This window comes from Bacillus sp. NPDC060175, assembly GCF_042728695.1.
Lineage (GTDB): Bacteria > Bacillota > Bacilli > Bacillales > Bacillaceae_G > Bacillus_A.
The window spans coordinates 1-20,337 of sequence record NZ_JBHWYR010000053.1 but is presented as its reverse complement, the minus strand read 5'-3'; the positions used below and the strand labels follow the sequence as shown (position 1 = coordinate 20,337).

Annotated in this window: 16 protein-coding genes and 1 riboswitch; of the genes, 12 read left to right on the top strand and 4 right to left on the bottom strand. The window is 35.4% G+C overall.

Going from position 1 to position 20,337, the window contains the following annotated elements; genetic code table 11:
* Nucleotides 1-43 precede the first annotated feature (43 nt).
* The 6 genes from ACFWDE_RS22125 (at nucleotide 44) to ACFWDE_RS22100 (ending at nucleotide 6,885) form a co-directional block, all read left to right on the top strand.
* Nucleotides 44-949, top strand: a complete 906-nt coding sequence (locus ACFWDE_RS22125) for a diacylglycerol kinase (protein WP_105586222.1) — start codon at nucleotides 44-46, stop codon at nucleotides 947-949.
* A 181-nt stretch (nucleotides 950-1,130) separates the two neighbouring features.
* Nucleotides 1,131-1,877, top strand: coding sequence for an HAD family hydrolase (locus tag ACFWDE_RS22120; protein ID WP_377894719.1), 747 nt, complete (start codon nucleotides 1,131-1,133; stop codon nucleotides 1,875-1,877).
* Between the two features lie 154 nt (nucleotides 1,878-2,031).
* Nucleotides 2,032-3,396 carry a 4-aminobutyrate--2-oxoglutarate transaminase gene (gene gabT / locus ACFWDE_RS22115; RefSeq protein WP_002124901.1) on the top strand — a complete coding sequence of 455 codons (1,365 nt, stop codon included), beginning with the start codon at nucleotides 2,032-2,034 and terminating at the stop codon, nucleotides 3,394-3,396.
* A 306-nt stretch (nucleotides 3,397-3,702) separates the two neighbouring features.
* The gene (locus tag ACFWDE_RS22110) at nucleotides 3,703-5,070 is read left to right on the top strand and encodes a sigma-54 interaction domain-containing protein (protein WP_377894717.1); all 1,368 of its coding nucleotides are present in this window, start codon (nucleotides 3,703-3,705) and stop codon (nucleotides 5,068-5,070) included.
* A complete protein-coding gene (gene gabD, locus ACFWDE_RS22105) occupies nucleotides 5,063-6,514 on the top strand; it encodes an NADP-dependent succinate-semialdehyde dehydrogenase (protein ID WP_002091321.1) in 1,452 nt (483 codons plus the stop codon). The genes ACFWDE_RS22110 and gabD overlap by 8 nt, the downstream gene beginning before the upstream one ends.
* A gap of 47 nt (nucleotides 6,515-6,561) precedes the next feature.
* Nucleotides 6,562-6,885, top strand: a complete 324-nt coding sequence (locus ACFWDE_RS22100; protein ID WP_000263259.1) for a DMT family transporter — start codon at nucleotides 6,562-6,564, stop codon at nucleotides 6,883-6,885.
* 40 nt (nucleotides 6,886-6,925) lie between these two features.
* On the opposite strand, the gene ACFWDE_RS22095 is transcribed toward ACFWDE_RS22100, so the two are convergent.
* Together ACFWDE_RS22095 and ACFWDE_RS22090 are read right to left on the bottom strand one after the other, a co-directional pair.
* Nucleotides 6,926-8,155 (bottom strand): aminopeptidase, encoded by a 1,230-nt coding sequence (locus ACFWDE_RS22095; RefSeq protein ID WP_002169285.1) that lies wholly within the window; start codon nucleotides 8,153-8,155, stop codon nucleotides 6,926-6,928.
* A gap of 116 nt (nucleotides 8,156-8,271) precedes the next feature.
* Nucleotides 8,272-9,354, bottom strand: coding sequence for a polysaccharide deacetylase family protein (locus ACFWDE_RS22090; protein WP_377894715.1), 1,083 nt, complete (start codon nucleotides 9,352-9,354; stop codon nucleotides 8,272-8,274).
* Nucleotides 9,355-9,903: 549 nt separating this feature from the next.
* Here ACFWDE_RS22090 and ACFWDE_RS22085 point away from each other — a divergent pair.
* Nucleotides 9,904-10,611 (top strand): hypothetical protein, encoded by a 708-nt coding sequence (locus tag ACFWDE_RS22085; RefSeq protein ID WP_219916948.1) that lies wholly within the window; start codon nucleotides 9,904-9,906, stop codon nucleotides 10,609-10,611.
* 45 nt (nucleotides 10,612-10,656) lie between these two features.
* Here the strand turns inward: ACFWDE_RS22085 and ACFWDE_RS22080 are convergent, their stop codons facing one another.
* Entirely contained in the window at nucleotides 10,657-11,853 is a 1,197-nt protein-coding gene (locus tag ACFWDE_RS22080) for a NupC/NupG family nucleoside CNT transporter (protein ID WP_377894713.1), read from the bottom strand.
* A 197-nt stretch (nucleotides 11,854-12,050) separates the two neighbouring features.
* Nucleotides 12,051-12,152: riboswitch (purine riboswitch) on the bottom strand.
* A 121-nt stretch (nucleotides 12,153-12,273) separates the two neighbouring features.
* On the opposite strand from ACFWDE_RS22080, the gene rlmD reads away from it, so the two are divergent.
* From rlmD to ACFWDE_RS22055, 5 genes are all read left to right on the top strand, one after another.
* A complete protein-coding gene (rlmD, locus tag ACFWDE_RS22075) occupies nucleotides 12,274-13,650 on the top strand; it encodes a 23S rRNA (uracil(1939)-C(5))-methyltransferase RlmD (RefSeq protein ID WP_377894712.1) in 1,377 nt (458 codons plus the stop codon).
* A gap of 202 nt (nucleotides 13,651-13,852) precedes the next feature.
* Nucleotides 13,853-14,842, top strand: coding sequence for a tRNA dihydrouridine synthase (locus ACFWDE_RS22070; RefSeq protein WP_377894710.1), 990 nt, complete (start codon nucleotides 13,853-13,855; stop codon nucleotides 14,840-14,842).
* 214 nt (nucleotides 14,843-15,056) lie between these two features.
* The gene (locus ACFWDE_RS22065) at nucleotides 15,057-17,075 is read left to right on the top strand and encodes a GAF domain-containing sensor histidine kinase (RefSeq protein ID WP_377894709.1); all 2,019 of its coding nucleotides are present in this window, start codon (nucleotides 15,057-15,059) and stop codon (nucleotides 17,073-17,075) included.
* Nucleotides 17,076-17,356: 281 nt separating this feature from the next.
* Nucleotides 17,357-18,298 (top strand): protein kinase domain-containing protein, encoded by a 942-nt coding sequence (locus ACFWDE_RS22060; RefSeq protein ID WP_377894707.1) that lies wholly within the window; start codon nucleotides 17,357-17,359, stop codon nucleotides 18,296-18,298.
* Nucleotides 18,298-19,503 carry a hypothetical protein gene (locus ACFWDE_RS22055; protein WP_377894705.1) on the top strand — a complete coding sequence of 402 codons (1,206 nt, stop codon included), beginning with the start codon at nucleotides 18,298-18,300 and terminating at the stop codon, nucleotides 19,501-19,503. Before ACFWDE_RS22060 ends, ACFWDE_RS22055 begins: the two co-directional genes overlap by 1 nt.
* A gap of 43 nt (nucleotides 19,504-19,546) precedes the next feature.
* Here the strand turns inward: ACFWDE_RS22055 and ACFWDE_RS22050 are convergent, their stop codons facing one another.
* Entirely contained in the window at nucleotides 19,547-20,227 is a 681-nt protein-coding gene (locus ACFWDE_RS22050) for a hypothetical protein (RefSeq protein ID WP_377894703.1), read from the bottom strand.
* Between the last annotated feature and the right edge of the window lie 110 nt (nucleotides 20,228-20,337).

Genomic DNA, 20,337 nt, shown 5'->3' with positions numbered 1-20,337 from the left:
TGTATTCGTTTTTCAATGAATAAGGAATTTCCTGTGCTAATAAATGATGAAGCGAGCAAGAATTATTTATAATCCTACTTCTGGGCGCGAGCTATTTAAGAAGAGCTTACCAGAAGTATTACAAAAATTAGAACAAGCTGGATATGAAGCGTCTTGTCATGCGACAACTGGTCCTGGAGATGCGACTGTGGCAGCGAGGCAAGCTGCTGATCGTAAGTTTGATGTTGTTATCGCAGCTGGTGGTGATGGTACATTAAATGAAGTAGTGAACGGTTTAGTAGGACATGAGCATCGTCCAAAGTTTGGTATTATTCCAGTTGGAACGACAAATGATTTTGCGCGTGCGATCGGTGTACCTCGTGCTATTGAAGAGGCTGCGGATATTATTTGTGAAGGAACAACGGTACCGTTAGATCTTGGTAGAGCGAATGATACATATTTCATTAATATCGCTGGTGGCGGCCGTATTACAGAATTAACATATGAAGTACCAAGCAAGCTAAAAACGGTATTAGGCCAACTTGCTTACTATTTAAAAGGAATCGAAATGTTACCATCATTACATCCAACATATGTTGAAATTGAGTATGATGGGAAGTTACTACAAGAAGAAATTACGATGTTTTTAATTACAAACACTCGTTCAGTTGGTGGATTTGAAAAGGTAGCACCATATGCATCTATAAACGATGGGTTATTTGATTTGTTAGTGCTGAAAAAAGGTTCTATCGCTGATTTAATTAAAGCAGCAACGCAAGCACAACGTGGGGAACATATTAACAATCCAAAAGTGCTATATACACAAGCGAATCGTATTAAAGTTCATTCCCCTGATAAATTAATGATCAACTTAGATGGTGAATATGGCGGAGACGCACCAATGGAATTTGAAAATATATATCATTGTCTGGAACTATTTGTTCCTGAACATCAAGAGGATGCCCTGTAAAGGCATCCTTTTTTACTTTTACGAGAATAAGACTTCCCTCGCTGATTAAAGTTTCTCTTTATACAGATGAATTGTAAATTGGAAGTTAGTTTGATTTTCATGGTATTTTTACAATCCGTTTATTTTATATCCATATTTTATTGATACACTAGAAGAGATAAGAAATGAGAGGTAGGGTGCTATGGAGAAGGTAAAAGCAATACTATTTGATAAAGATGGGACATTAATGGATTTTCATTCAATTTGGATAAAAGTAGCTGAAGGGCTTGTTGCAGAATGTATAAATTTATATCAATTACCAGAATCAATGCAGCAGGCTTTATTAAAAGAGATTGGCGTAGATGGAGCATTTGTTCATCCGCGTAGTGCGCTCGCTGCTGGAACGAGTCTTGATGTGGCCAAGGGGCTTTGTAAGTATATTGCATCATCTAGAGAAGAAGAGATGCATCAATGGGTGAGTGAAAAGTTGTTTGCTCTTATGTACGAGCATCGTTCACATATGAGAATGACGGCAGATTTACCGAAAGTTTTACAAGCGTTAAAGGATAGAGGGTTTATTCTAGGTGTCGTTACAGCTGATGATTTCGCGCCGACAGAATTATTTTTAAAGCAGTATCAATTAGAGCCCTTTTTTGATTGTGTCATAGCCTCAGATACGTTTCCGGCACAGAAACCAGATAAAAGAATTGTAGAATCGTTTTGTGAGAGATTTAATTTAGAAACATGTGAAGTAGCGGTCGTCGGGGATACACCGACGGATTTACATTTAGCGAAAAATGGTGGCGACTGCTATGCAATTGGTGTACTATCTGGTACGGGTAATCGTCAAACGTTAGAACCACTTGCAGATTTAGTGTTACAATCTGTTGAAGATTTAATTTCTCATTCAAGTGAGTTTATTTGGAAACAAGGAAAGTCTAATGTATAAACGGATAAGTCTATAAAGACTCTTTATGAGTCTTTATAGACTTATTTTTTATGCCGCGATATTAAGAGAATGAGATGAATACTAGAAAGGGGAAGTTGGCATACATCTTGCAATATAAAGAGAAAACATTGTATAGAAAAGGATGGGGTACGCAATGAACACAAAAAAATTTGCTAAAGTAAATGAACAAATTCCAGGACCGAAAGCAGCGTCTTTATTAGAACGCCGCCAAAATATAGTACCAAAAGGAGTAAGTAATGGTATTCCAACATTTGTACAGTCTGCAAATGGTGCACTCGTAACAGATGTGGATGGAAATCAGTACATTGATTTCGCAGGAGCAATTGGGACAATTAATGTAGGACACTGTCATCCAGCTGTTAAAGAAGCGCTTCATAAACAAGTAGATCAATATATTCATACTGGATTTAATGTGATGATGTATGAGCCGTATATTGAATTGGCAGAAAAGCTGGCCGCATTAGCGCCAGGTAATTTCGATAAACAAGTGCTGTTTTTAAATAGTGGGGCAGAAGCGGTTGAAAATGCAGTGAAGATTGCTCGTAAATATACGAAGAGACCTGGAATTATCGCATTTTCTAAAGGATTTCATGGGCGTACATTAATGACAATGACGATGACAAGTAAAGTAAAACCATATAAATTTGGATTTGGCCCATTTGCTCCAGAAGTATATAAAGCGCCATTCCCATATGAATACCGTCGCCCAGAAGGTTTAACAGAAGAGCAGTATGATGACTTCATCATTGAAGAGTTCAAGAACTTCTTCATATCAGAAGTAGCACCAGAAACAATTGCAGCAGTTGTAATGGAACCTGTTCAAGGGGAAGGCGGATTTATCGTTCCAAGTAAGAAATTCGTTCAAGAAGTACGCAGCATTTGTTCAGAGCACGGTATTTTATTTGTAGCTGATGAAATTCAAACAGGCTTTAGTCGTACCGGAAAATACTTTGCAATTGATCATTATGATGTCGTTCCAGACTTAATTACGGTATCTAAATCATTAGGTGCTGGTGTACCGATAAGCGGCGTGATTGGGCGTAAAGAAATTATGAATGAGTCTGCACCGGGAGAACTGGGCGGAACATATGCAGGAAGCCCACTAGGATGTGCGGCTGCATTAGCTGTGCTTGATGTAATAGAAAAAGAGAAATTAAATGATAGAGCGATAGAAGTAGGGAAAGTCGTAATGAACCGATTCCAAGAGATGAAAAACAAATATAATTGCATCGGTGATGTGCGTGGCTTAGGGGCAATGTGTGCATTCGAGCTCGTTCAAGATCGCAAGACGAAAGCGCCTGATAAAACATTAGCGTCTAATTTATGTGCAGAAGCAAATAAGCATGGATTACTTCTACTATCAGCAGGAACATATGGAAATGTTATTCGTGTGTTAATGCCATTAGTGATTACAGATGAGCAACTTGAGGAAGGTTTAACAATAATTGAAGAATCATTGCAAGCTTGTTATGAGCAAGCAAATATCGCTCGTGTATAAAGAATTGGGATAACTTAAAAAAGGACATAAAGCTTTTCTTTTTAGGCGAAAGAGAGCATCTGGCCATGCATAGAATCGGTCAGCCCCTTTTCCTGCTCCATGCCAAACTAAAACAAAGTGAGGGTGTGGTTGCGATGGCATTCTGTATTTTTCAAGGCAGCGAATTATGTGCTGAAAAATATAAATAGATTTGTATAAATAACAAATTGAAAACATTCTAGCTTACTCTATATAAAATGCAGAAAATTCACTTTATAATAAAGGTAGTGAAGTGAATCGATGGATTTAAAGTAAGGGGTGGCTAGGATGGTTGCAGAAAAGGAACGAATGTTGATGGATTTACAAGATGTATTTGAATATGCATTTGACGAAATTTTTGTTACGGATGATAAAGGAATCGTTGTACGTGTAAATAGCATGTGTGAAAGACATTACCAGCTCTCTGCTAAGGAATTAGTAGGAAAGCATGTAAAAGAACTACAGAAAGAAGGGGTTTTTTATCCGTCTGCAACGTTAGAAGTAATTGAAAAGAAAAGGCCAGTTGAACTTGTTCAAACAACGAAATCAGGAGAGTATTTGCATGTTCGTACAAGGCCTGTTTTTGATGATGAGGGAAATTTAAGAAGAGTGATTAGTTATTCTCGTGATCTTACAGAACTCTATCAATTACGTCAAAAGGTAGAGGAAATGGATAATCAGTTAAAAACATATAAAAAAGAATTAAGAGAAACATATGAACACGAAGGACTTATTTTTAAAAGTATCGCTATGCAAAAAATAATCGAAACAATAAAAAAAGTATCAGTAGTAGATAGTACTGTTCTCGTATTAGGTGAGACTGGAGTGGGGAAAAGCCGATTAGTACGCCATTTGCATGAAGTGAGTCACCGGAAGAATGAAAGTTTCTATGAAATTAATTGTGCGGCATTGCCGACGAATTTAATCGAATCTGAGCTTTTTGGATATTCAGGTGGGTCTTTTACAGGTGCAAATCGTGAAGGGAAAAAGGGGCTATTAGAATCAGCGCATAAAGGAACCCTTTTCTTAGATGAAATTGGTGAAATGCCGCTTGAAATTCAAGCGAAGCTTTTGCAAGTATTGCAAGAAAAAACGTTTCGTCCTATAGGCGGAAGAGAATTAAAAAAGGTGGACGTTAGAATTGTAGCGGCAACAAATAGAGATTTAAGTACGATGGTGAAACAAGGAACATTCCGGAAAGATTTATACTATCGTCTGAATGTCATTCCAATTTCAATTCCACCACTTCGGGAGAGAACAGAAGACATTTTGCCGCTCATCTATCATTATTTACAGCATTTTAATAAAAAGTACGGACGGGATGTAAAGTTAGCTCCTAGTACGTTACAAATGTTTGTAGGGTACCCTTGGGAAGGAAATAATAGAGAGATTGAAAATGTAATTGAACGAATTGTTATCACTGCAGATGATTTTGTAATGGTAGAAGATTTGCCACTATCTATGCAAGAGGCCACAGTTGAACAATCCGGACAAAGTCTTTATAGAATGCTGGAAGAGGTAGAGAGAAATATTATTCTTAAAGCGTATAAAACGTATGGATCAAGTTATAAAGTGGCTGAGTTTTTACAAATAAGTCAATCTGCTGCTACTAGGAAGATTAAGAAGTTCATAGAGGAGGAAGAAAACATTGGATAAAAAAGCGACGTTCGTAAACTTAGAGAAAAAAGCGATGTATATAAATGGTGAGTGGATTACACTGCAAGAACAAATCGAAGTGAATAATCCAGCGACAAAGGAAGTATTTGCAACTGTACCAAAGGGCGGGATTACAGAGGCAAAGCAAGCAGTTGATGCTGCACATGAGGCTTTTAAATTATGGTCAAAATTAACGGCAGCGGATCGCGCAGTAAAGTTAAAAAAATGGTTCACGCTCATTGATGAAAATAAAGAAGAAATTGCAGCAATCATGACGAGAGAGCAAGGGAAGCCGTTTGCAGAAGCACTTGGTGAAGTGAATTATGCAAATAGTTTTGTTGAATGGTACGCAGAAGAAGGAAAGCGAATATACGGTGAAATGATTCCTGCTTCTCATCCGAATAAGCGTATTTTAGTTATGAAGCAACCAGTTGGGGTTATGGCAGCTATTACGCCTTGGAATTTCCCGGCTGCTATGATTACGAGAAAGGTAGCTCCAGCACTTGCAGCAGGCTGTACGGCAGTTGTGAAACCAGCGAGTCAAACGCCATTAACTGCATTGAAGTTAGTTGAATTAGCACATGAAGCAGATATTCCAAAAGGTGTAATAAATATTGTAACAGGTAGTGCAAAAGCAATTGCTGATACGTGGATGGAAGATGAGCGCGTTCGAAAAGTTTCCTTTACAGGATCAACTGAAATTGGAAAAGAATTAATGGCTAGCGCTGCGCAAACGATGAAAAAGGTTTCGCTTGAATTAGGTGGTCACGCTCCATTTATTGTTATGAATGATGCTGATTTAGATAAGGCGGTAGAAGCGGTAATTGGTTCGAAATTCCGTAACGCAGGACAAACGTGTATATGTACAAACCGCATCTTTGTTCAAGAAGAAGTGTATGAAGAATTTGCAGGGAAGTTCACAACAGCTGTAGAGCAGCTTAAAGTCGGAGATGGATTCGGCGAAGGAACAACTGTAGGTCCACTTATTGATGCGAATGCAGTTTCGAAAGTACAAGAACATATTGAAGATGCAATTCAAAAGGGCGGAGAAGTTTTATACGGTGGCCATAAATTTGCAGAGTTAGATGGTTATTTCATTCAGCCAACAGTAATTGGATTGGCAAATGACACGATGCTTTGTATGAATGAAGAAACATTTGGACCGGTTGCACCAGTTGCGAAATTTAAAACAGTTGAAGAAGTAATCGAACGAGCAAATAATACACCATATGGCTTGGCTGCTTATATTTTCACAAAAGATATTAGCCAAGCATTCCAAATTAGTGAAGCGTTAGAGTACGGAATTATCGGCTTAAACGATGGCCTTCCATCAGTTGCACAAGCACCATTTGGAGGCTTTAAAGAAAGTGGTATCGGCCGTGAAGGAGGCCATTTCGGTATCGAGGAATATTTAGAAATTAAATATATTTCGTTAGGACTATAAGTAGTATACTAGAATCTCTATAAGGTAACAGAGAAGGAGATTCTAGTATGGTATATTGGCTATTATTACTCGTAACAATTATTTTTGAAGTAGCTGGAACGATTGCGATGAAGTTATCGAACGGTTTAACAAAGCTTGTTCCAAGTGTACTTATTTTCGTATTCTATGGAATTTGTTTCAGCGTGTTTGCTATCGTTGTTAAAAAGATTCATTTAAGCATTGCTTATGCAATTTGGTCTGGTGTGGGAACGCTACTTATTACAATCATTAGTGTGTACTTTTTTAAAGAGCATATTAATTTATTCCAAGCATTTTGTATTCTCTTTATTGTTTTAGGAGTAATTGGACTGAAAGTGTCATCGGCATCATAAAAGGCTATCTTCCGGCGTGGAAGATAGCCTTTTATTTTTATTAAAACGCCCAGTTACCTTTACGGAAGATCGGCTCATGTCTTCCATCAGCTGTAATGCCGTCGATATCAAGCTCAGCTGATCCAATCATGAAGTCTTCGTGTGTAATACTAGCGTTTGCGCCATTTTCAGCAAGTTCTTCTTTAGACATTGTTTTTCCGCCAATTAAGTTAAATGCATAAGCATTTCCGATTGCAAGGTGGCAAGATGCATTTTCATCAAATAGCGTATTGTAGAATAAAATATTTGTGTTTGAAATTGGTGAATCATGAGGTACTAAAGCTACTTCGCCTAAGAAGTGAGAACCTTCATCTGTTTCTACTAAATGTTTTAAAGCCTCTTCACCAGATTCAGCTTTATAGTCTACGATACGTCCGTTTTCGAATGTTAATGTAAAGTTATCGATAATATTACCTGCAAATGCTAACGGTTTTGTGCTGGATACTTGGCCGTTCACACCTGTTTTAAGAGGCATTGTAAATACCTCTTCAGTTGGAATGTTAGCCATAAATGCTACGTTCTTTTCATTTAAGCTACCAGCACCAGCCCATACATGCTTCTCTGGAAGTTCGATTGTTAAGTCTGTTCCAGGGCCTGTATAGTGAAGAGCTTTATAATGTTTTTCGTTTAAGTAATCTACTTTTGTATGTAGTGTTTCATCATGTTCTTTCCATGCTTCCACAGGATTTTCTAAATCAGCACGAGTAGCTTTGAAGATAGCATCCCATAGTTTTGTTTCTTGTTCTTCTGGCGCTACGTCAGGGAATACTTTTGCAGCCCATTCTTTCGTAGGAACAGAAATTACGCACCAGCTTACTTTATCTGCTTGCACATAATCACGGTATACTTTCATCGCTTCTCCAGCTACTTTATGAGCTGTTGCAATTTTCTTTGGTTCTACACCTTTTAATAGATCAGGATTCTCTGCATAGATGGACATAAATGCAGCGCCTTCTTTTGCTAATTCTTCACGAGCATGTGCTTTCCAAGAAGGGAATTCAGAGAAAGCTTCTTCAGGAGCTAGATCGAACTTTAAGCGTGTTAACGTCTCATCATTCCAATCAACATATACGTGTTTTGCACCAGATTTATATGCTTTTTCTGTAACGAGGCGTACAAACTGTACAGCCTCAAGAGGTGCACTGATTGATAAAGTTTGTCCGGGTTGAATATTAACACCAACATTGACTGCAAGGGCAGCATATTTCTCTAACGTTTGTTCAAATGACATATGTATAATCTCCTTTAGTTTGAAAGATTTCTTACTATATATAATACAAGAAAATTCTAAAAATATATATAAATATAACGTAAAAAGAGAGCTCAAAATGTATTGAGCTCTAATAGTTATTTAATCGAAGAAGCAAATTGTTCTACAGTCGTTGTATGGTGTATGCGAACACGCTTCATTTTTAACAACTCATCAGGTTCACCCTTCGTAATGAATTGTCCAGGCTTCGTTGTTGTTGCAAATTGATAGTGTTTCTTTGTTTCTGCGACAACTTTATCATCTACATGACCGAATGGATAAGCAATTGCGATAACAGGCTTACCTGTTATTTTTTCTAGCTTTTCTTTTGATCCTTTTAACTCTTCGTCATAGTTTGTAATTTTCGGCAAGTCTGCGTGTGTTGCTGTGTGAGATTGTACAGAAAAAATACCTGAATCAACCATTTCTTTTATTTCAGATGTAGAAAGAGCGCCTTCCACATCAACGTTATCAACAATCATATATTCTGTTGCTGCTGGTTTAAATTTATCGTCTTTTAGTTTTTGTAAAACATGAAATGCATTCATATTATTTTTCATACCGTCATCAAATGTAACGAAAATCGGCTTGTTTACTTTATTTATATCGCTCCAGCGTTCAAATGTTAATAATGTATAACCATTGTCTTTTAAATACTTCATTTGTGCTTCAAAGTTAGCAGGCGATACGAATAAATCTTTAATACCTTGTCCATGATAATCATCAATTGCGTGGTACATAAGAACAGGAACTTTTTGCTCGAAAGTAATAGTAGATTTCGTAAGTGGAATAGCTTTTCCGCCCTCTGTTGTTCCTGTTGCTTCAATTTGGTACTCACCGCGTTTTCCTTCAAATTCTTTTATATCAAAGGGAAATGTAAATTGTTGATTTTTTTCTTTAGAAGAAAAGGATTTAGCACTTTCCTTTCCATCAGCAGTGCGCCAAATTTTATATTGTACTTCGGTTAAAGAATCTTTTATGTCTGTAATATGAATATTTGCGTTTGTAGATTCGTGCGTAATTGGATTATAAGAAATTTTACCTTGTGTTTGTACAGTCTCTGCTTGTTTTTTTACTTCCTGTACCTTTTTCTCTTTTGCTGGTTCTGGGCTAGCATTATTTGTGTTACAGCCTGCTAGAATGGCAGACGTACATAAAGCAATCGCTGCGTATTTTCTCATGAAATCACCTTCTATTGTGTATTATGTTGCATACTTACATTAAAATCCCCACCGCTATAAGAGAGGTGGGGATATACCCTTGTTCATCATATCATTTGAAGAAAATGAGGGGAATATGATTTTTAGGGGGAGCTATTAGAGCGATAGATTAGTGACTTTGAATAGATGTATTCTTTCGTTTTTTATTAGAATTGATAATAATATAACCGACCACAAAGATAAGAGGAATAATGAAGACATAGATCGGCATTCCCCATACATAATAGCTTTTCATGCTTAAAGCTAGTAAATGTAAGAAGTCGAAAAGAGCGTGGGTTTTCATAATATCCTCCAATGTGTTTTTTCTTTTTTTTACAAATTATAACATTCTATATTTGTGATTTGTATATTTTGGTAAATTATTTAAGCTAATTTTAAAGTAAGAGGAAGGTTTATTAATATGCAATTTTGCATATTTAGAGTAGTTTCTATTAAAATATCAGGATTTTAAACTATAATAAGAACCGGTATAAATGAAAGTAATACTGATGTACGGAGTGGAGAACAGAAATGAAATATAAAAAAATAGTATATATTCTGCTCATATCGTTATTCATAGTCGGTTGCCAAAGTGAAGTGAGTAAGGCGAATAGTGTGGAAGAGTATATTCCAAAGCATCTGATGAACGCGGAAGTTACGGCGGATATTATGACGATTGAGATGGATCGTGATACCCGTAAAAAAGTAGAGGTTATTACTAAAAAAATGAGTGATCATGTAAAAAATGATAAAGAGTGGTATGTAAACTACATATCGGGGCATATAGATAAGCAGGTGAAGCCTTATCACCCGAATTTTGGTATTACAGAAGAAGAATATAATTTTTTTAGAAATGCCGTTGAGAATAGTAGTTTATCTAATACAAGTGATGGAAAACTTAAATTTAAGCAAAAAAGTAACCATGAGATAGAAATTGTTTCAAGTAAAAATCTGGAGCTATTTCAGCAGCTAGTAATTGATACAGAGAAGAATATAATAAAAACTTCTTTTGGAGAATGTCAGTATGTTGGAGAAACAAAACCATCTTCAGAAAAAAGAATATTAGGTCCAGTGAATGGCAAGCAATGGATGTTACAAAAAAAAGATTTAATCTATTTATTTTCCTTAGGCAAGCTTGAAGGAGAGAATAAATCTGTTATTGATATTTCAGTAAAAGGTATACACGAAGGAAAGCTTATTAGTAAAGAGGAAGTAGTTGAATTCCGTTCGGTTTCATAAAGAATCAAAAAATCACCTTACTTTAACGAGTAAGGTGATTTTTTATTAAATAAACAATCCAGCGATTGTTGCAGATAAAATAGAAGCAAGTGTTGATGCAAATAGCATTTTCCAACCAAATTTAGATACGATGCTTCCTTGTTTTTCAGAAAGGGCACGGATTGTACCAACAATCGCACCAATTTGGCTAATACTCGCGAAGCTAATTAAGAATACTGTAACGATTCCAACTGTACGTGGAGATAATGTTGCAGCAGCGCCTTTTAAATCAAGGATTGCTACGAATTCATTTAAGACAATCTTCGTACCCATAATACCACCAGCTGGGATAATATCTTGAGTTGGAATACCCATTAAGAATGCGAATGGAGAAAGTATATAACCGAAGATTTGTTGTAAAGTAACAGCATATCCCATTGCACCTGAAGCAGCGCTAATTACGTAGTTTACAACTTCCATAACACCAATGAAGGCAATCATTAATGCAGCAACGATACCAGCTACTTTTAACCCATCAAGCGCACCGTTAATCATAGCGCCGATAAAGCTATCTCCGAATAGGTTTCTATCAAATTTTTGAATCACTTCGTCTTCTTTTTTCGTATCAACTGGTGTTAATAACGAACAAACGATTAAGCTTGAGAATAAGTTTAGCGGAAGAGCCGCTAATACATATTTCGCATCTAACATCATAACGTATGATGCTGTAACAGAAGCAGAAACTGAGCTCATCGCAGAACAACAAATGATAAACATACGGTTTTTATTAAAATGTTGTAAATCATTTTTAATAACGATTAACGCTTCACTTGAACCGAAGAATACAGAATTTACTGCGTGGAATGATTCAACGCGTGGTAAACCAGTAATTTTTGAAAGTGCACCGCCGACAATACGAACGATGAATGGTAAAACACCTAAATAACTAAAGATAGAAAGTAGTGCTGAGAAAAATACGATAATTAATAATACATTTAAGAAAAAGACAAAATCTCTTTGAATTCCATTAAAGAGAAAATCGACACCTGTCGTACCAAGTTTAATTAGTTTGTTGAAAACTTTACCAATGAAGATGATAATTTGCTGTCCGATCTTTGTGCCAAACATAAACCAACCGATTAAAATTTGGAAACCAATCATAATAGCAATTGCACGGAAGTTGATTTTACTTCTATTGTTTGACAAAGCAAAGCATAAACCTAAAACGACAAGAATACCGATAATGCTCATTACATATTGCATGTAGTTGCCCCTTTCAGAAGTTCGTATAAAGTTTTTACATAAAACGCTCGTTATATTACTAAAAATAAAGTAATGGAAGTTTCATGTCATACGTAAGATGTCTGACCTTTTTGAAAAATAAAAAAAAGACTCCTATTGATTCACTTTCATCTATAAGAGAAAGCTAATCAATAGGAGTCTTTTTTATACATAGGCTAATATTCATTAGTTTTCCCCATAGTCCAGCAATTTAAGGTTGCCGGGTAGAAACTCTCGATCCATATTATCGACTATATATGAGGTAACATCGTCCGTATTAAATTAGTAGTAGCGTAACATTACTAGAGAACTATCGTCAATAGCTTTTTTTCTTCCAATAGAAATAGACCATATAAGTATGATAAAATGTAACGCAGTGTTATGAAAAAGAGAGGTCGGAAAATGAGTACAAAAATGACGCCACCAGTTGAAAAAAACGAGTTTATAGATGTAGTGTTTGAAGATTTAACACATGATGGTGCCGGTGTTGCGAAAGTGAAGGGATATCCTATTTTCGTAAAAAACGGATTACCAGGTGAGGAAGCGCAAATTAAAATTATTAAAGTGAAGAAAAACTTCGCGTTTGGTCGTTTAATGAAGCTTCATCAAGAAAGTCCATATCGTAAAGATGCAGAATGCCCCGTGTACAACGAGTGCGGAGGTTGCCAGCTTCAGCACTTAACGTACGAAGGACAATTAAAAGCGAAAGAGAAACAAGTACGTGACGTTATGCAGCGCATCGGCGGATTAAGCGATGTTCCTGTTCATCCTGTACTGGGCATGAAGAACCCGTGGGTATACCGTAATAAAGCACAAGTACCAATTGGAGAACGCGAAGGTGGACTTGTAGCTGGTTTCTATCGTCAAGGAACGCATGACATTATTAATATGGAATCATGCTTAATTCAGGCGGAAGAAAACGATACATTAATTCAAGAAGTAAAACGTATTTGTGAAAAAAACGGTATTTCGGCGTATAACGAAGAGCGTAACAAAGGAACACTTCGCCACGTAATGGCTCGCTACGGACAAGTAACAGGGGAGATTATGCTTGTCTTCATTACACGTACAGTTGAACTGCCAAATAAAGAAGCAATCATTGAAGAAATCGCAGCGAAATTCCCAGAAGTAAAATCAATCGTTCAAAACGTAAACACGAAACGTACAAACGTTATTTTCGGAGACAAAACGACAGTACTGTACGGATCAGAATATATTTATGACTTTATCGGTGACATTAAATTTGCGATTTCAGCACGTTCATTCTATCAAGTAAACCCAGAACAAACGAAAGTGCTATACGATAAAACGTTAGAATACGCAAAGTTAAATGGTAACGAAACAGTAATCGATGCCTATTGCGGAATCGGATCAATCTCCTTATTCCTAGCGCAAAAAGCGAAAAAAGTATACGGTGTTGAAATTGTTCCAGAAGCAATCGAGGACGCAAACCGAAACGCAGCACTAAACAACATGACAAATGCTGAATTTGGCGTAGGAGAAGCAGAAGTAGTCATTCCAAAATGGTACAAAGAAGGCGTAATTGCCGACACAATGGTCGTAGACCCACCGCGTAAAGGCTGTGACGAAGCATTACTAAACACAATCATCGATATGAAGCCAAAACGCGTCGTATACGTATCATGTAACCCAGCAACATTAGCACGCGACTTAAAAGTACTAGAAGAAGGCGGATATAAAACACAGGAAGTACAGCCTGTTGATATGTTCCCGCATACGACTCACGTAGAGTGTGTGGCTTGGCTTAAGTTGGTATAATAGAAAAGCAGTTGATATAGAAAAAATCTATACCACCTGCTTTTTGGTTTATAAAAATACCATTCAGCAACGATTTTAGTTAAAATGAATATTGCTGATTTTCACAAAATATAAATGTCCAAATGTACTTTTGCTATTTGGCTTTATATTTTTAAATTGAGAGTTTGAAATTGTATTCATATTGAGAGGATTTGAATTTGAAATGATAGATAATTTTTGGGATAATTTACCACGACCGTTTTTTGTACTTGCACCAATGGAAGATGTGACAGACGTTGTTTTTCGTCACGTAGTAAGTGAAGCTGGTTGCCCAGATGTATTTTTCACAGAGTTTACAAACTCGGATAGCTATTGTCATCCAGAAGGTATGAAAAGTGTACGTGGCCGTTTAATTTTTACAGAAGATGAACAGCCGATAGTCGCGCATATTTGGGGAGATACTCCTGAATATTTCCGCCAAATGAGTATTGGTATGGCAGAGCTAGGATTTAAAGGTATCGATATTAATATGGGCTGCCCTGTACCGAATGTAGCATCAAGAGGAAAAGGTAGTGGCCTTATTCTACGTCCAGACGTTGCGGCAGAACTTATTCAAGCAGCAAAAGCGGGCGGACTACCTGTCAGCGTAAAAACACGACTTGGCTTTAAAGAGTTAAGTGAGTGGGAGGATTGGTTAACGCACATTTTCAAACAAGATATTGCGAACCTTTCTATTCACTTACGTACAAGAGAAGAAATGAGCCAAGTAGATGCGCACTGGGAACTAATTCCAGAAATTAAAAAATTACGTGACCGCATTGCACCAAATACGCTAATAACAATCAATGGAGACATTCCTGATCGTCAAACTGGAATGGAACTTGCTGAAAAATACGGTATTGATGGCGTTATGATTGGACGAGGTATCTTTAAAAATCCATTTGCTTTTGAAAAAGAGCCAAGAGAACATAGCAGTAAAGAACACCTTGATCTTCTAAGACTACAGCTTGATCTTCAAGATCAATATGCAGAAGTACTACCACGCTCAATCACAGGGCTTCATCGCTTCTTCAAAATTTATGTAAAAGGCTTCCCTGGAGCTGCTGAACTAAGAAATCAATTGATGAACACGAAATCAACTGATGAAGTGCGTGCGTTGCTTGATAAGTTTGAGGCGAGTGTTGATAAGGATGGAGATAGTGAAACAGTGTAACTTTTGAAAGTTAGAGGGGATAGGGTGTAGCGATTTTATGAGTGTTTGTTTCATTTTAATTAAGGTGAACCGTATCATAAGTAAGTGAGGTATTCTATGTAAAACAAGGGTAAGAAAAGAATACAGGAGAAAATTGAAAATGGCAGGTTGGTCTTGATTTTCACTGATATTATCATGTTTATTTTATTATGCCTATAACTTGGAGGCTATGTGAATGTTAAGTGATCAGACGAGATATTCTAGGCTCGCGAATATAACAAAAATAATAAATACAAAATTAGAACTACGTGAAGTATTGCAGCGTGTAACAATGGCGATATCAGAGGAGATTGTTAGGTGCAACGCTGTTGGAATTTATTTACCTCAGGAAGATGGAACATTTAGAGGTTTTGCAGGAAAACCAGAGACCATAAATGGCGTAACGCTCGATACTCAGGTAATTGATCCTGAAATAGACTTACTGGCAAAAGAAGTTATTGAAACCAAAAAAACCATTTATATTCCTGATACATCAAAGGATCATCGGCCGGATCCGAGACCAGTTGCTGCGTTCAAAATTAAGTCCTTATTAGCCCTGCCTATCTCATTTGGACAAGAGTTATTTGGTCTGGTTTTTTTATTTGATTATGGAGTTCCAATGAACTTAACAGATTCAGAGATTCAAAGTGTTGAAGCTTATGTAAATATGGCTGCGGTCGCAATTCAAAATGCAAATAATTTAACACAAAAGGAAAACCTTATTGCCGAGAAGCAGCTATTACTAGATGTTACCCGTGATTTATCAATGTGTTCCTCGATACAGGAGAGTTTTGATAAATGTTTTTTTTACTTAGGACAGATTTTAGAGAGTAAAAACATGGCTGCCCACCTTTTAGATCCGCTAGACAAAACAACGATTAAAACAACAAAGTTAAGCAAGGACTGTGATTGGACAGAAGCGGATTGGATGGAGAAAAGCTATGAAGCCAAGATCCAAGAGGTTATTCAAACAAAAAATATAGATAGTAAGGGTCTACTGATGATTCCATTGGTTTCAATGGGAGAAATATTAGGGGTAATCGTCGTTGGCAAAGAGGGAAAAGCTCACAATTACGATAATTCCCAAATTCAACTGGCAAAATCTATCGTTGATGCCACAGCTCCTACGTTTTCAAACTTGTTATATATGGATCAACTTGAAAGTATGGTGGAAGAGCGAACGAGAGAACTAGCTGCTGCTAATGAAAAAGTTACAAGTGTGATTGAAAGTATTACGGATGGATTCTTTACTTTGAATAATAAATGGGAATTTACGTACGTAAATAAGCATCAATATTTTCCACAAAGAAAAACAGCAAAAGATGTATTAGGCAAGAATATATGGGATGTTTTCCTGAGTAGCGTCGACGCAGTTATGTATAAGGAATTTCATCGTGCAATGTCAGAGCGAACTACAGTTCATTTCGAATCTTTTTCTATCTCTGATGAATATTGGCACGAAGTTATTGCATACCCGTATGATGATGGTATTTGTTGTGTTTTTAAAAACATAACGGAAAAAAAGCAATATGAGCAGGAATTGAAAAGGTTATCCAACATAGATTTAATAGGGCAAATGGCAGCAGGTATCAGCCATGAGATTAGAAATCCAATGACAACAGTACGAGGGTTTTTGCAGTTATTAAAAGAAGAGAGCATCTATGAGAAACATAATAAGTACTTTAATTTAATGATTGAAGAACTTGACCGTTCCAATTCTATTATTACGGAATTTCTCTCAATGGGTAATACAAAGAAATCGGATTTACAGATGTTAGATTTAAATTCAATTATCCACGATAGTATTCCTTTAATAAAAATTGATACGTATAATCAAAATAAATATATTCAAGTCGATACAAATGACATTCCGGAATTACTTTTAAATCGTAATGAGATACGGCAATTATTAATAAACCTATACCGTAATGGCTTAGAAGCGATGGGCACAGGGAAAGTTCTAACCATTAGCACCTACAAGGAAGGTCGAAATTGTGTGGTGCTTGCAGTGCGGGATCAAGGAAAAGGTATCAGGCCTGAAGTATTAGAGAAACTGGGTACTCCATTTTACACGACCAAAGATAATGGAACTGGATTGGGATTAGGCGTATGTTATGCTATTGCTGCCCGGCATAATGCGAAAATAGAAATTCAAACAGGCTCGGAAGGCACTACCTTTTTTGTTAAATTTAATTATGAAAATAATGAACAATAACCTCATTTAGATTAGTTACGGTGAACCGTACCACAAGTGATAGTAAAGCGAAAGTTTGAGATGGAAATTTTTATGGGGTATTTTTAATTAAAGGTCTCTTCAATAAGTTATAGACTTATAACTTATTGAAGGGATTTTTTTATTAATTATTTATTACCATAACATGCGTATTTAGTAATATGCTACATTGGAAATATGATACAATAAATTTAAGGTGAGAAATACTAAAAGGATTACAGGGGTAAAAATTAAATTTTAATTTTTTTAGTAAAGGAGAAATTATGGATCAATATATTATAACTGATGCAGATGTTCAGGACATATTACAACAAACAGGATTAATAGCAACATCTATTAATAAGTTACCTAAAAGTGGGCAAAGGCAGGTATTTCAAGTAACCCTTAGTACTGGGAATATAAGTATACTTAAATTCGTTGATGTTTCACCATATGTTACATTTAATAGATTGGCATTTAAAGAAATAACAGATAATGATTTTGAATCAGAACGCGATTATGAAATAGAAGCTAGATCAAAAAGAATTATTAGAGAGCTTAACGCATCAAAAAGGTGCCCTATTCTACCCCAATTAGAGATTTTTGAAGAGCATCAAATGTTATTAAAAGGGGATTATCGTTTCATTTATTATTTTGAAACAAGATTTGAGGGAGATACGCTAAATAGTAGTGAGTTGTATCGAAATCCTCAAAATATTGATACGATTATTACATTTTTATTCCAAATGGTTAATCAAGTTAAAGTAATGCATGATAGTGGATATGTACATAGAGATTTAACACCAAGGAATATTATATACCATCAAGATAACTTTAAAATAATTGATGCTGGATTGGTAAAATCAAATGAAGAGGAAAAGCTTACTGGTACAAGAATGGCGATAGGAACTCCTTATTATATGGCCCCTGAGCAAGAAAAAAGAGCTTCCGATTATACATGGGACTTTAGAACAGATTTATTTCCATTGGGCTTAATTGCAATAGAAATATTTCTCCCAGAAACTCGTTCGATAGGTATGAAACAAATACGGGATATGCATTATGTATTCCAGTTATGGAAAGAGAAAGATTCTAGTTCTAAGTCTGTAACATTATTTAGTAAAGTAATATCTAGATTAGCAACACAACAAAGGCATAGAAGATGGTCAAATTTAGATGAACTATTAAATGAATTAGAAAACCTAATGGGTCAGGAGGAAGAATAATGATTTTTGCACAACATGGTCCAGCTTGGAAGCCGAAGTTAGATAGATTTTATGCTAAAAGGTTAATAGATGGTGTAATTTGGGATCCAAGAGAAGAAACTATAAGCAGAATTAAAGATGTAAGAGAAGAGAATAGCGATTATTCTTTAGGGAAAAATATGGTAGATTTAAAAGTATATTACAAACAATTTTCTGGATCGATTCCTAAAAAATTGAATGATCTCTCTTATTTTCCCGAACAAGATATAGATAGAGCTTTTTTAAGAAACACCAACAATATTGAAAATCTAGTGGAGAGTGCTATAGATTTTCAATTGGATTTTGATGTAGATGCATTGATGGCCCCATCACTATATCTATATAGCTTTAATGACAGAATAGTTGATAAACTCTTTGATATATGGGAAATTTTTAGTGAGAGTGTATCTAATCGAGGAATAGAAGCTGAGAAATACGTCTCAGTTATTTTTAGTGAAAGTGCGCTCGAAAATAAATCATATATTGCAGACTTTTTGGATGATTTTAGTGATATATCTAATAATTTTGATGGAATATACATTACTATTGATAGAGAAAATAATAATAAACATAGGCATTATTTTAATCCTACTCGACTTCAAAATATGCTTCAATTCATTTATGACTTAAAAAATCTTGGTTTAAAAGTTATCATTGGTTATGTTGGAATAGAAAGTATCCTATATTTTGCTGTTGGGGCTGAAGCGATTGGTACGGGCTGGTTTTATTCGCTAAGGAACTTTAACAAGGAGCAAAAAGGTTTAGAACCAGTTGATGGTATGGGAAGGCAAAAGAAAAGATATACTTCCATGAAAATGCTAGTGGAATTAGCAATAGAAGATGAAATATTTAGTATTCCTGATGAACATAAGGATGAAATGTACGAAAGTATTCTATGTGATTGTGAGCTAGATGACAAAATAAACTCAGGAAATATAGAAAGTATAAACTTAAATGAAATTTATCAACAATATTTTGAAGCCTTGAAAAAAGTTGTTGAAGAAATTGTTGATAAAGAAAGCATTGATGAAAAATTAAGGCTGGTAAATGAAATAGTTAATACAGCAGAATCCCATATAAACCGTTACAATGAATTGAAGCCACTACAAAGGGTTAACGGTAGGCATATAGAGAACTATAAGAATGCCTTAAATGGATTTCAGGAAGATAATTTTATTATTTTATAAGCAGTATAATAAAAGAAGCTATTAATAATTTAAATAGCTTCTTTTATTGGGTTGAAATAGAGAAAGTTGAAGTTTCCAACTGATATTTGGCAATACTAGAAATTAATGAAGGATTAACCGTAAATTTCAAAGTTTCTTTTTTAGGATTAAATAGGTGCTCGATTTTATTATTAGAAACACCAATTAGTCCAACATTATAGGTTTGAAAGTAGTCTAATTTATTTTGTTTTAATTTATTTGCTAATTCTATTGGTAAAACTACATATGAATAAGATGAAAATTTTTTATTGATGGAAGCCTGGAGTATGGCTTTTTTCCATTTTTGTAACTTTGCTTCATAAGATATGAATTGTAATATAGGAAATTCAAATTCCTCAGATATAATATATCGATTCGAATTAATTTCTGTAACTATATTTGCCTTAATTAACTTAGATAATATGGCGCTTAATGTTTTTTCTCCATAATCCGTACTTTTTTGTAGATGATTAAAGGTACGAATCGCTTTTTTGTGTAAAAAAGCTAATACTTTAGCACACTGGTAAGATGAAAGTAAATTCGCTTGATCATAACTTAGTAAGTTGGAATCGTTAATAATTACCTGAACTATATCTACATTTCCAAAACGTGCATTAAACTCCGTTAGGATTTTTTCGTTTGTATCTAAATCTGTTTCTTTTAGTTGTATAAATTTATTTTGTAAGCATAATTCGCTTGTGAACATTTAAAACACCTCTCATTAATCTTATATCATATTTTATAATTATGTGTAACTATATTTGATTTAATGGAAGGAAATTTATTGAATATTTACCCATAATATTATATATGATA